Source organism: Weissella kandleri, assembly GCF_001438705.1.
Lineage (GTDB): Bacteria > Bacillota > Bacilli > Lactobacillales > Lactobacillaceae > Weissella > Weissella kandleri.
This window is the reverse complement of the sequence record NZ_JQBP01000004.1, coordinates 59,065-71,884: the sequence shown is the minus strand read 5'-3', so window position 1 is coordinate 71,884 and position 12,820 is coordinate 59,065. Positions and strand designations below refer to the sequence as shown.

Annotated in this window: 11 protein-coding genes; 1 reads left to right on the top strand and 10 read right to left on the bottom strand. The window is 37.4% G+C overall.

What is annotated here, in order from left to right; translation table 11 throughout:
- Window positions 1-76: 76 nt before the first annotated feature.
- From IV73_RS04955 to IV73_RS04935, 5 genes are all read right to left on the bottom strand, one after another.
- The gene (locus tag IV73_RS04955) at window positions 77-1,051 is read right to left on the bottom strand and encodes a sugar kinase (RefSeq protein WP_057755655.1); all 975 of its coding nucleotides are present in this window, start codon (window positions 1,049-1,051) and stop codon (window positions 77-79) included.
- 176 nt (window positions 1,052-1,227) lie between these two features.
- Window positions 1,228-2,160: a phosphoglycerate dehydrogenase gene (locus tag IV73_RS04950; protein ID WP_057755652.1), complete on the bottom strand. Its 933-nt coding sequence runs from the start codon at window positions 2,158-2,160 to the stop codon at window positions 1,228-1,230.
- Between the two features lie 3 nt (window positions 2,161-2,163).
- Entirely contained in the window at window positions 2,164-3,126 is a 963-nt protein-coding gene (locus IV73_RS04945) for a sugar kinase (RefSeq protein WP_057755649.1), read from the bottom strand.
- Window positions 3,127-3,175: 49 nt separating this feature from the next.
- The gene (locus IV73_RS04940) at window positions 3,176-4,456 is read right to left on the bottom strand and encodes a hypothetical protein (protein WP_057755644.1); all 1,281 of its coding nucleotides are present in this window, start codon (window positions 4,454-4,456) and stop codon (window positions 3,176-3,178) included.
- A gap of 1 nt (window position 4,457) precedes the next feature.
- Window positions 4,458-5,207, bottom strand: a complete 750-nt coding sequence (locus IV73_RS04935; RefSeq protein ID WP_057755642.1) for a sugar phosphate isomerase/epimerase family protein — start codon at window positions 5,205-5,207, stop codon at window positions 4,458-4,460.
- Between the two features lie 161 nt (window positions 5,208-5,368).
- On the opposite strand from IV73_RS04935, the gene IV73_RS04930 reads away from it, so the two are divergent.
- Window positions 5,369-6,361 carry a LacI family DNA-binding transcriptional regulator gene (locus IV73_RS04930; protein WP_057755640.1) on the top strand — a complete coding sequence of 331 codons (993 nt, stop codon included), beginning with the start codon at window positions 5,369-5,371 and terminating at the stop codon, window positions 6,359-6,361.
- Between the two features lie 408 nt (window positions 6,362-6,769).
- Here the strand turns inward: IV73_RS04930 and IV73_RS06530 are convergent, their stop codons facing one another.
- From IV73_RS06530 to IV73_RS04910, 5 genes are all read right to left on the bottom strand, one after another.
- Window positions 6,770-6,931 (bottom strand): MerR family DNA-binding transcriptional regulator, encoded by a 162-nt coding sequence (locus IV73_RS06530; protein ID WP_083485553.1) that lies wholly within the window; start codon window positions 6,929-6,931, stop codon window positions 6,770-6,772.
- A gap of 202 nt (window positions 6,932-7,133) precedes the next feature.
- On the bottom strand, window positions 7,134-9,074 hold the full coding sequence (locus IV73_RS04925) for a SpaA isopeptide-forming pilin-related protein (RefSeq protein WP_057755638.1): 1,941 nt from the start codon (window positions 9,072-9,074) through the stop codon (window positions 7,134-7,136).
- A gap of 570 nt (window positions 9,075-9,644) precedes the next feature.
- Window positions 9,645-10,037 carry a 30S ribosomal protein S9 gene (rpsI, locus tag IV73_RS04920; protein WP_057755636.1) on the bottom strand — a complete coding sequence of 131 codons (393 nt, stop codon included), beginning with the start codon at window positions 10,035-10,037 and terminating at the stop codon, window positions 9,645-9,647.
- 24 nt (window positions 10,038-10,061) lie between these two features.
- Window positions 10,062-10,505 carry a 50S ribosomal protein L13 gene (rplM, locus tag IV73_RS04915; protein WP_057755635.1) on the bottom strand — a complete coding sequence of 148 codons (444 nt, stop codon included), beginning with the start codon at window positions 10,503-10,505 and terminating at the stop codon, window positions 10,062-10,064.
- Between the two features lie 214 nt (window positions 10,506-10,719).
- The gene (locus IV73_RS04910) at window positions 10,720-12,441 is read right to left on the bottom strand and encodes a coiled-coil domain-containing protein (RefSeq protein ID WP_057755632.1); all 1,722 of its coding nucleotides are present in this window, start codon (window positions 12,439-12,441) and stop codon (window positions 10,720-10,722) included.
- Window positions 12,442-12,820: the final 379 nt, after the last annotated feature.

The following is a 12,820-nucleotide window of genomic DNA, read 5'->3' as shown; positions in this document are numbered from 1 at the left end:
TAATCACCAGCATCAATGGTAATTTGCTCACCAATTACTAGAACTGCATCAAGAATCAAGACTTCCTTAATAATATTTAAATCCTTTGTTGAATATTTTGCCGTGCGGTCTGCAAAAAGGCGTCTAATTCCTCAGGTGTTGGATAACCATCATTATCTCCTGGTGTTTGCACCTGCAAAGCCCCCACTGCATTAGCACGCTCAACAGCCTCTTCCATGGTCAATCCATCCAGAAGGCCTGTGATTAATCCTAGAGCAAATCCATCCCCTGCACCAACGGTATCAACAACATGTTCAGCAACAAAGCCTGGAACGGTATATTCTTTTCCATCCTTTTGCTTAACATACGCTCCATCCGCTCCAAGCTTAACGATCACGGTCTTAGTCAAATCACTATTGTGTAAGTAGAAATCCGCAATTTCAGAAGGGTTTCTTGAACCCATTAAAATCTCTCCTTCGTTAATACCGGGCATCACAATATTACCGTACTTCGCCAAATCATTGATGGTCGTAATCATCTCATCCTCAGAATCCCAAAAATCGGGCCGTAAATTCGGATCAAAGGTGGTTAATATTCCCTCTTCTAACAATTTCTCAGCAAAGGTTCTAAACGTATCTAACGCCGTTTTAGAAATGGCTGGGAAAACACCGGAAAGATGTCCAATTTTAACATCGGAAAAATTAACCTGGTCTAACTTATCGGCAGAAAGGTGTCCTGCAGCGGATTCACGCCGAAAATTAAAAGTTTGGGGATCACCGGCGCTAACCATTTCTTTAACTTGAAAAGCCGTAAAATTTTCATCATCTAACGTAACATATTGATTTCCAACATGATTACGCTCAATCTCTCTAAGCGCAAATTGTCCCAAAGGATCAGCTCCAACTTGTGAAATATATTCTGTTGAATGCCCCAAGCGCTCGGCTCCGATTAAAACGTTGAGCTCGGCTCCACCTAAAAATTTAAAATAGTTAATACTATCAATCAAACCTTGATCTAAATCCTTTGACATAAAAGTTACAATTGGTTCACCTAATGTAATCACTTCACTCATGTTACCCATCTACTCCTTGCCATTTTATAACGGTAATTAAATTTATTTTCATTTAAAAAAACATTTGTAGAAAACATTTTACATATAATATTGTAAGCGTTTTCATTAGAAGTGTCAATCTTTGATCTACCCTACATAAATAAAAGATCTCAGTTATCCTGAGATCTTTTATAATTTTATTTAACTAGAAACTTGGGCTGATTACCACTCAATACAGCTACAATATCATGTGCCGCATCAACTGCCATCCGTTGTTTCGTTTCAACTGTATTCGAAGCAATATGAGGAGTCAATAAAACATTCTCTAATTGTGTTAAAGGGTGCTCTTTAGGTAGCGGTTCTTCTTCAAACACATCTAATGCTGCACCTCCGATAATACCTTGCTGTAAAGCATCTACCAATTCGTCTTCCACTAAGATACTTCCCCGAGCCATATTAATTAATACTGCATCATTTTTCATCATCTTAAATTCTCTAGTGCCAATCGAATGTTTTGTTGCAGGCATCGCTGGCAAATGAACCAATACATAATCAGATTCTGCAAATAATTGATCGCGCTCGACCATTACCACATCATCATTACCTTGTGCTTTTGGATCCACGGCAATCAATCGAACATTAAAGCCGCTTAATTTTTTAGCAACTGCTTGTCCAATTCGTCCAAAGCCTAAAATACCAACCGTTTTCCCCGACAAATCGTTCCCCAAATGGGCTTTTTTATAGTTCCATTCGCCATCATAAATGGACTTGCTATTCCAATACAAATTCTTCGCAATTCCTAATAATTCAGCTACAGTATTTTCTGCGACTGCGTCCGTTAAAGCGGTCGGAGTATTAACCACTTTAATCTCACGCTCATGGGCCGCTTCAACATCAACTGCGTCGTATCCTACCCCATTACGAGCAATAACTTCCAACTGTGGCATGGCATCCATAATTTCTGCCGTAAACGGTTGCGTCCCGATTAAAACCGCACTAGCATCGTGCCCTTCTTGCATCATTTGGTTAGCTTGACGTCCGCTCCCATTAATAATTTCATAACCAGCATCAATGATAATTTGCTCCCCAATTGCTGGGACTGCATCAGGTATTAAAACTTTCTTAGTCATTTTCTATCCTCTCTTTTTTGCTTTTAACAAAAAATTGTTCAATTCATCAGGTGTTGGATAACCATCATTATCTCCTGGTGTCTGTACTTGCAAAGCGCCAACTGCATTTGCTCTTTGCACTGCTTCAGGCATCTGCAGTCCGTCTAATAAACCAGTAATTAATCCCAGTGCAAAGCCATCACCTGCACCAACTGTATCAACCACATGTTCAACTACAAAGCCAGGAACTGTATATGTCGTTCCATCTTTTTGCTTTACATACGCACCAGCAGCACCTAATTTAATAACCACCATTTGTGTTAATTCACTATTTTGCAAATAAAAATCAGCAATAACGCTAGGATCATCTGAACCTACTAAGATTTTACCTTCATTGATTCCAGGCATCACGATTTCACCATATTTAGCTAAATCATTAATAGTCGTAATCATTTCTTCTTCAGATTCCCACAATGCCGGCCGTAAATTGGGGTCAAATGTCGTTGTGATCCCACGACTAGTGAGTTCTTTTGCAAAATCGCGAAAAGTTTCTTGCGCTGTCGTTGAAATGGCAGGAAAGATCCCTGATAGATGCCCAATTTTGACATCTGAGAAATCAAGTCCCGCTAACTGCTCTTTAGTCAGATGTGATGCTGCCGAGTTACGCCGAAAATTAAATGTCTGTGCATCGCCTTCACTAACAAGCTCTTTCAATTGAAATGCCGTCCAATTTCGTTCATCTATTGTCACATATTGATGACCAACCCCATACTTTTCAATTTCCTGTAGTGTAAATTTACCTAATGGGTCAGCCCCTACTTGAGAAACATATTCTGTAGAATGTCCGAGCCGCTCAATTCCAATTAATACATTTAGTTCCGCGCCTCCCAAAAATTTAAAATAATTTATACTGTCAACCAGCCCTCGATCCAAGTCTTTACTCATAAAAGTCACAATGGGCTCACCTAATGTCATTACTTCACTCATTTTTTCATTCCTTTACTTTATCATTTTTTAAATAGTTATCTTATTCTACTTACCCAAAGAAAGCGTAACCAACTAAGGTGTTAATAATTGAAACAACCCACATTACAGGTATACCCATCTTTAAGTAAGTTTTAGCATCCAAACCGGAATAGTCCAAAGCCCATGTATTCCATGATTGCGTTAAATCAATCGAAACCGCCATGATACTAGCTGTATATAACAATGGCAATAATAAATTAGGCGAGAATGTCCCCGTGGCAGCCAACACTGAAGCAGTCGCAGCTCCGGCTCCCCAAACATGTAACGGTCCACGAAATAATGCTAATGGTGCCAAAATACCAATTGCTAAAGCCAAAACTAAAGCGCTATTTGGTACAATAACCTCAATAATACTCTTGAAGTGTGGCACATTAACCGATGCAGCTCCCACGAACATAATTAACGCCATTAAGAAGAAAATCAAACCTGAAATATCATTAATCGCCTTTTTGGTTGTTGAATTAATAAAATCCAGCATTCCTTTCCAACTAGCCATTTTATGCGTCATTAACATTGCCAAGATAGTGGAAATCAACAGAGCTGGAATAGCATCCCACCTGAAAATAATATTTAACGCGACAGGTAATACGGGAATCACATATGTCCAACGACTTACGTGTACATCATCACCCACATTATCTGTTTCTCCTTCAATCACTTCCGGTGTACCATTTTCAATTGACTTTCGGTTTAATAAAATGAAAATAATGACGCCTAGTAATTGAACAATCATTGCTACAATTCCAAATGACAAATATTTACCTGAATAATTAACTGATGGGAAAAAAACTTTTATCTGATTAAATAGCACCACATTGATATACATTGGCGCCCCAATTGCCATCGTAAAAGCCGGTATCGCAATTTTTTTAGGAATTCCAATTGACAACATAATCGGAATTAAAATGACCCCGATTGCCATAACTGATCCCACCCCATATGCCGATGAAAAAATTAAAGCTGCAACTAATACCACTAAGATAGCTGCCAATACTGGTGCCTTTCGTCCAATTTTCTCTGTCCGCCGAGAAATTGAAGCCGCAATACCTGAATCAACCAGCACACGTCCAAACCATGAACCAAAAACAATATATATAATCGTTGGACCATAATTTAGAGCCGGCTCCGCAATTACCTTTTGCATGACCGTATTCAGTGGAACTAGACCAATAATAGACCAGAGAATGGTCATTAAGAAGAATCCTACTAATAAATTACCACCTTTAATAATATAGCCAATAAATAATATAAAGGTAATTAACAACAATGTGCTGATAATAACATTAGTCATATTATTTAGCCCCCCACCTATCTAATAACTCAATACCTTCTTCAATTTCATCGGACGAATTGGTTGGATATTCTAAAGCGACTGGAATTTTCTTTGGCAAAATTTGTAGAACTTTCTGCCAATCAATTTCTCCGTGACCCAACGTTACTGTGGTAGCGTTTGGATGCGTACCGAATCCATCTTTTACATGAATATACCGGACATAAGAAGCTAATTGTTCCGCTGCCTCAATTTCATCTTGCCCCACATACCGCCAATTCCCTAAATCATAAACATAACCAATATTCACACCAGCTTTCTCTGTTGCTTGCATAAATTTATCAATCACTTCTATTCTTCCTGCCTGTTGCGTTTGATTATTTTCTATATTAACCGCCATCCCCATAGATAATAAATTTTGTATTTGATGAATATCATCAACATGCCATCCCTCAAATGCACCAATATTAAATTTTAAATACTGTACTCCAAGCTCTTTTGCTTCTTGAAAATATTCATTTAAAGTCGGATTTAATTTACCAGCTTTAAATAAATCTTCAGGGACTGAATAAAATAAAGTCATTTTCTGTTCTTTAGCATAATTAGCTATAGCGGGCGTTTCTACCTTAATATCATTAAAATATTCACGTCGTAATTCTGCATTCTTAATTCCAAAACTATTAATTTGCTGAAGCATTACTAATTGTAATACACCTTGCTGATGTGCCTGCTCAAATAATAAATTATTTAATACTACCTGTGTGCTCTCCATGATTAATATACCCTTTCACCTAATTAAAATTAGATCAGCTTTAAAGTGTCAATTTTTAATTGTAAACCGTTTTCGGAAACCGGTTTACAAAGATTATAGTAACCGCTTTCATTATTTTTGTCAACTTATCCTTAATTTTTAATTTAAGGTATAATAAAAGCATGAAAAAAAAATTAACTATTAACGACATTGCCGCACAGGCCAATGTATCTAAAACCACTGTCTCACGCTTTTTAAATCATAAATACGACAACATGTCTGAGGCGACTAAAAACAAGATTGCCCAAACTATTGAAGCTTCCGGTTATCAACCTAATCGACAAGCTCAAACACTAAAAACCGCTAGTACTCACACTATTGGGGTATCAGTCGCTGATCTTTCCAATCTTTATACATCTCGATTACTCAAGGGGATTAGTACATTCTTGCACCAAACTAAATACCAAATGATTATTATGGACGCAGACAACAACTTGCAACGCGAACAAAATAATTTACAAGTTCTTTTAAACGAAAATATCGACGGACTCATTATTCAGCCATTAGCTCATCACCCAGATAATTATCAAATCATCCAAGATAATGCCTTACCTACTATTCAAGTTGATCGTTATGTGGAACCTTTTACTTGGCCCGCAGTTGTTTCTGATAATTTTCAAAAATCAGTAGAAGTCGCACAATTGCTTGAAAAAAACAATTTTAAACACGTCATTATAATATCTAATAGCATAACGGGTATTAGCAGTCGGATGAATCGTGTTCAAGGTATTACATCTCATCTACAATCCATTGATATATCTTACGAATTATTAGAAATCGAAAATTCTAACGACTGGCAGATCCAACTACAATTCAAAATTAAAGAAAGTTCTAAAAAAGTAGCCATTTATGCTTTAAACAGCCAAGTATTATGGCCAATTATGCGCGTTTTGAAAGCCTCTAATTTAAAAGTACCACAAGATGTCGGTGTTATTGGTTTCAATGATGATGATTTAGCTGATTTAGTAGCTCCCGGGATTACCGCTATCGAGCAACAACCAATTTTAATTGGTGAAACTGCCACGCAACAGTTAATCGACAATTTAAATCAACACAAAAGCAACACGGATATCACTAGAATCAAATCAAAAATTGAAATCCGTAACTCGCTCTAAATACAAAAAGGAAACTCATCATGGAGCTTCCTTTTTTTCTGCGCCAAATAATCAGCTTTTATCCCTCGCATAAATCAAAAATCATTTCGAACTAGCTAACCAAACATGCATGGCGGCACTTAAAAATAAGCCACCATTGCATCTCCATAATCTCGCCGAATTTTTGTCCCATACTGCTTTTCCTTCTCATCTACCAAATGTTGCTTAAATGCTTTAAATTTTTCCGTATCTGCGATTTTTCATCCCCGTCACTTTGTTATAATCGTCTGTCGGATTGTTTGAATTAACGCATCTAAATGTTCGCATTGACCCGCCAATAACTTTACCTGAGCTTCTCATGCTTACATTTCGTTAAGGTTCGCTTCCACGACTAGTCGTTTAATTTTATCTAATGAAAAATCTAATTCCTTATAACATCTGTTGGAGCTGATCTACTTCTTTTTCTATATACATGCGATACCCGGCCAAACTTAAGTGTGCCGGCTTTAACAGACCAATTTGATCATAATATTTTAATGTCCGGGTTGATACGCCCGATAATTGAGCTAATTCACTAATTGTATAATTCATTGCCTCCCCTATTATCTTTAAGCTTCACGTTACGTTAAGCACGCGCCTTTTCTACAAATTTATTATATAAAAAAGCACTCGCTTAAACGAGTGCTTTAAATTCTATTCAACATTAGTAATCCTTTATCTAATGCCCCTCTTTAATTGATACATCTTTAATATTATAGTCAGATAAATTAGTCATAATCTGCTAAGCAACTAATTAATGCCGCTTATTCCAAACGATAAATCCAACAAATGCAGCTAAAATGGCACCAATCACACCAACTAATGAAAGTTTTTGTGCCGCCGTCTTTGGCAACCAAGTGTGCACATTTTCGACTACATTATCCACGATGTTATTTTTAATATCTCGATCTTCACCCGGAACATTTGGTGGATTCGTTCCAGGATTTACCGGTGTAGTTGGCGTATTAGGCTTAGGTTCCTTGAGTGTATTACTCATTTTTAGATTAATCGCTGTTTCTTGATCATTCAACACTTCAAAATCATTTGCCTTAGTGTCCAGCTGGTAACCCTTAGGCGCCTCGGTTTCAATTAAGGCATACTTCCCAGGCTTTAACAAACCAACCCGGATCAAACCATTTTGGTCACTCATCAAATTATTCTTCAAAGTCTTTCCATTTTGATCAACTAATTTGAAAACAGCCCCTTCCAGTGCTTGACCACTTTTACTATCAACCTTCTTTAATACAGCTGATCCATTCAGCAAAGTAGTGGCATCATTACTATAAATTGTTGATCCAGCATAAGAGTAGCTAGCACGATTTTTAATTTCATCCCCAATGCCACCTTTGCTATTTTCAAATTTAACCTTCATTTTAATAACACGTGAATCACCAGTCTTAATGTCTTCATTTAACGTATATGAAACATTATTAGTATTTGTGTTATAAGTTTCTTTTGAGAAACCTTGGTTAGCTTCTGTCTTCAAGAAAGTCGTGTGTGCCGGCAATGTGTCATTCACAACGGTTCCGGCCTTGATATCACCAAAATCAGCTTTCAGAGTCAAAGTATACGTCAAAGTTGCCTGATTAGTTGCTAATTGCGCATGATCAACCTTTTTAATCAAAGAGGTTGCTGCAGGTTTTTGGTCCCACATAATCAAGGGAACTTGAGCTTCTTTAACTTGCTTACCATTATCTAACATCTTGGCGTCATTATACTGAACTCCAAAATTGTCGACATTATAACCCGGATTTACCGATGCCCCATATGAAATTACGTAGGCATCATTTTCCGTTACTTTCCCAAAATGCACATTAAATGAATCTTTGGTGCTAGTAATTTGATCCTTAAAGTCTGAGGTGACATACTTCGAACCGGTCATCGTCCCCTTGTCATCAAAACTAATTTTATAAATCTTCAAATTCTGCACATCATTGGCATCCCCCACTGAATTAGGGAAAATGCTGTATGAACCCGCTAAACTCAAACCTTTAGGCATGTGGTCGGTCACGTTTATATCATTATAATTTTGTTTATTATAATTAACAATAATTACAAAATTATTTGCGCCAGGATTAGTTGGTGACATTACGGCCTTAGGCACACCATTATCATTAACGGTTGGCGCGTTACTGTACTTGGTAAAATCAACTGTCCAACTCGTCGCAGGGTTTGTTTTAGTTGTTGCTTGATCTGTACTTTCACTCCGACCATTCATCATCAAATCAGCATTAAAGTCGACATTTTCGGGAATATCTTTATGATCCGTAAAATATGGCGCCCGGAATTCAATCACAAATGTGTATCCAACCGCACTAGATTGATCAATCTTAGAAGCATCATATTTAACATTTAAAACATAATTTCCCTTACCGTCATCAACATAGGCTGGGTTATCCAAATAAAATGGAGCAGTGATTTTTAAATTAGCTACCAATTCTGCTGGGTCCTCTACGATACTCTTTGGAATTGTAACTGCTACAGTCCCATTTTGATTTAACGTCCCAGCTGAGCCCGCCAGTGTAACTTTTAAGTCAACTAACCCATTCGAGTCAACTTCACTTGGCCCTTCGATGGTAACCCCAGGGTCATCACCTTTAGCGGCATCGGCTTGTAATGGCATGGCTAAACTTCCCGCTAATACTGACACGGTCAATATCAAAATCATCATTAAGTTTTTTAACTTATTAATCATTATCTACCCTCTACATTACTTAAAATATTATTTTATAACGAGAAATTACATGCAATCGCGTATTAGCTCCTCAATCCCGTCGGTCTTCAAAATTTCCAACTATTACAATAGTTCATTTTCAACCAATCTAACCTCCTATCCTTATATTTAGATATTAAATTCTTGTCTGATCAGGTTTATATGCATGTAAAAGATATTAAATTTATCAATTTAATCTCTTTTTTAAAAAATCCTTCGACACCTAGCCTATCTATCAAAATATTACTACAGAAATTACGCATTTCTATTTCATTTTATGTAACACAGCTTACATAAAATGGTTGCTTTTTGAAACCATTCATTCAATTTTCCGCCTAAATAAATCATATCATATATTTTAGCTTCTTAACTTCGGCTCTCCCCCAGTACTTTTTAGGGCAAATAAAAAAAAGAACCAAAAATATTTTTGATCCCTTTTTCATAAAAATAATTCAATATTTTAATTTGGTTAAGCTAAATTAGGAATTTTTTACACAAAAAAAAGCACCCGCCTTGGCGAGCACTTTTTGCTTCCCAAATGATAATACAAAATTAACGCTTTGAGAATTGTGAAGCTTTACGGGCTTTCTTAAGTCCTGGCTTCTTACGTTCCTTCATACGTGAGTCACGAGTCAACAATCCAGCTGACTTCAAGGCTGCACGGAATTCAGGATCAACATTCAACAAAGCACGTGAGATACCGTGACGGATCGCACCAGCTTGTCCTGAGAATCCACCACCATTAACGTTAACCAAAACATCATAGTTTCCCAAAGTTTCAGTTGCGTTAAATGGTTGAATCATAACCTCGCGCAAGTTAGCGAAAGGAATGTACTCTTCGGCTGACTTACCGTTGATAGTAATTGCTCCATTACCAGGTACTAAACGTACACGCGCAACAGAGTTCTTACGACGACCAGTTCCGTAATATTGTACAGTAGACATAACTTAATTCTCCTTTCCGCTAAATTAGATTAGGCTGTTGATATCCAAGACTTCAGGCTTTTGGGCTTCGTGGGCATGGTTAGCATCCGCAAAGACGTGAAGCTTCAAAGCTTGTTGGTGACCAAGTGAATTCTTTGGCAACATTCCTTGAACTGAAAGTTCAACCAAACGTTGTGGATTCTTGGCCCGCAAATCACCAGCTTGACGCTCTTTCAACCCACCAGGGTGGTTTGAGTGGTGATAGTAGATCTTGTCAGTGGCCTTCTTACCAGTCAAGGCAACGTTAGCAGCGTTGATAACAATCACGTTATCTCCAGTGTCAATGTTGGGAGTGTAAGTAGGCTTGTTCTTACCACGTAAGATAGATGCTACGACCGTTGATAGACGACCCAAAGGTACATCAGTGGCATCAACAATATACCACTTACGATCGATCTCACCTGGCTTTGCCATATAAGTTGTACGCATGGAAATTTCCTCCAATAATTCTGTTTGTTTAACATTACCAATAATAAAAAGTCGTACCAGGACATTCCCACATGTGGTTATGGTAAACAATACCAACAACTAGTGTACCCTTTTTAACAGGGTTCGTCAATTAATTTATTCCCGCAAAAAGATAACTATTTGTTAGCTTTTTAAACCTTTTTTCGCAAATTAAATAAATGCTAACTCAACTAATTTAAATCCCGCTAGTAATCGGCGTTTTATTGTGTTGACCTGCCAAGGTATATGCCGCATCCAAAACTAGGTTTCGTGGATTCTCATCCATAATTAGATGTACGTCTTTTGGCATGCCAAATGCTTTATATCGGTTGTAAACGGAATAATATTGAGGATGTGAAACTCCGTTCAAAAACAAGTAATGTTGGTCATATCGCTTTGAAAACATCGCTGATACTACTTGATGCTTTTGTTGTTTTGAATTAATCACCGTCACCTTAACTCCATATCGTTCAAACAAGGCGACATAGTTTTTAGGCTGGTGCCAAGTCACTATTACGACGTGTTTCCCTGTCAAGGTTGCGTGTAAGAAGGCCTCTAATTCATTATCTTGGTCCCGTTGTTGATCACGTTTGAGACGTTGGCGTTGCCGCTTATGTGCCTGTTCCTGCAGTTGACGGGCATTCAAAGGGCGGGCATTCAAAAGTTGTACTAACTCATATCGATCAGCGCTAATAAAATGCAAAACTTGATAAACTTGCTCATCTTTAAAATCAAATTCTGAATTTTGAGGAACCGGACCTAAATCAGCTCCCTCCAAAAACATATGATATGTATCATCAACTAATTTAATAGTTACTTTCAAAACCTCTTGCTTAGGAATTGTAGCTAAGCGGTGAGAACGTTTCTGATATTGTTGTATCAAAGGCAACAAATCAGCGTATTCTTGTAGATTTTCATCTGTCATTATTAATTGTAGATAACGTAATTGACCCGGGATCGTTTTTAAATCAGCTAACTTAAAAGCTTGTGGTTCTAATTGCAGATAAGCCTGTTCATTCCACCACCGTACTGGTAGGTGCTGTATCACCTGATCATGTAATTTTCGCCACCATGGCTGCAATGAAAATTTGGTATTGTCTTGCTCATCGATAATCTTCTTTAATCTTTGATTCTCATCCTGCAATTCCTGACGCTGCTTTTTAAGTTTTTTCTTCGTACCATTTATTTCTTCAATCTGTTGTTGCAAATTCATACTATTGGCGCGTGCTTTGACAAGCACTTCATCTTGCTGCACTAATTTATGTTCTAACTCCGTGATGCGTGCACTTAATTTTCGATTACTAGCTTGCATTTTCGAAAACTGATGCATTTTTTCTTGGAATTGCTGCGGATTGACTGCCGCACTTCCATAAATGGATTGATATTTATTCACTAAATTTTGTAGCTGCCGACGTTGTTCTTCAAGCTTATTAATTTGAATATCTTGTTGGCTGACTTGCTTTTGTAATTGCCGGTACTGCGCTTTTGATTTTTGTTGCTCCGCCTGCGCTTGATCTAACAAAACTTGCTTCAAGTACAACGCATCTGCTTGTTGCTGTAATTGTTCTGCTAGTGCCGCCTCATTATTCGTTTTTTCTTGCGCAAGGTGTTGTTTCAATTGACGAACCTGTCCACTTAAACTCCGATTCTCTTTAGCCAACTTACCTTTCATTTGCGATAAATCCGTCTGTTGATTTTTAACGTGATTTAATTTTTGTTGTAGCTGCTGAATTTCCCGAGCTTGTTTTTTAACCGTACGATCAATTCCGGCGTCTAACCGCCGCTCCAACTGCTTTTCATCGGTCTGACGAACGGCTTGAGCTTTGGCCCGACCTTGTGCTAATAATCTCGAACGAGCCATTTGTTTTTGTTGCTGGCGTTCTTTTTGCTTATGATATTCATCATATCTGCTCCTCATTAATCTACCCCTTTCATATTTTACTACCATCGATTTTTAATTATACCGAAATTTGACACCATTGCCGGGCCACTATGGTTTTTTAAATTTTCCCAGCCTCAGCGATTTTAAAATCCATATTATGTAATAATACTTAACTAACCCATATATATTTGTTATAACAAACGTATATAATATCCCATTAGGTTAGGTCAAGCGTTCTTTTTTATATTCTTATAATTAAACCTCAGCAAAATCCATGCGATTAATAGTCTTAAAAATAAAGCCATGCGAAAAATACCAACTCACTCTCTTCTGCCAAAATTGCTATATCCTATAAAGATGATATAAGCACAAAAATAAAACCTTATAAACAGCTATATTAAGCCATTCATAAGGT

Coding starts and splice junctions, on each gene's coding strand:
- IV73_RS04935 (WP_057755642.1), bottom strand. CDS start 5,207: ATGGAGAGCACACAGGTAGTATTAAATAATTTATTATTTGAGCAGGCA.
- IV73_RS06530 (WP_083485553.1), bottom strand. CDS start 6,931: ATGAATTATACAATTAGTGAATTAGCTCAATTATCGGGCGTATCAACC.
- IV73_RS04955 (WP_057755655.1), bottom strand. CDS start 1,051: ATGAGTGAAGTGATTACATTAGGTGAACCAATTGTAACTTTTATGTCA.
- IV73_RS04940 (WP_057755644.1), bottom strand. CDS start 4,456: ATGACTAATGTTATTATCAGCACATTGTTGTTAATTACCTTTATATTA.
- IV73_RS04925 (WP_057755638.1), bottom strand. CDS start 9,074: ATGATTAATAAGTTAAAAAACTTAATGATGATTTTGATATTGACCGTG.
- IV73_RS04945 (WP_057755649.1), bottom strand. CDS start 3,126: ATGAGTGAAGTAATGACATTAGGTGAGCCCATTGTGACTTTTATGAGT.
- IV73_RS04950 (WP_057755652.1), bottom strand. CDS start 2,160: ATGACTAAGAAAGTTTTAATACCTGATGCAGTCCCAGCAATTGGGGAG.
- rpsI (WP_057755636.1), bottom strand. CDS start 10,037: ATGTCTACTGTACAATATTACGGAACTGGTCGTCGTAAGAACTCTGTT.
- IV73_RS04930 (WP_057755640.1), top strand. CDS start 5,369: ATGAAAAAAAAATTAACTATTAACGACATTGCCGCACAGGCCAATGTA.
- rplM (WP_057755635.1), bottom strand. CDS start 10,505: ATGCGTACAACTTATATGGCAAAGCCAGGTGAGATCGATCGTAAGTGG.
- IV73_RS04910 (WP_057755632.1), bottom strand. CDS start 12,441: ATGAGGAGCAGATATGATGAATATCATAAGCAAAAAGAACGCCAGCAA.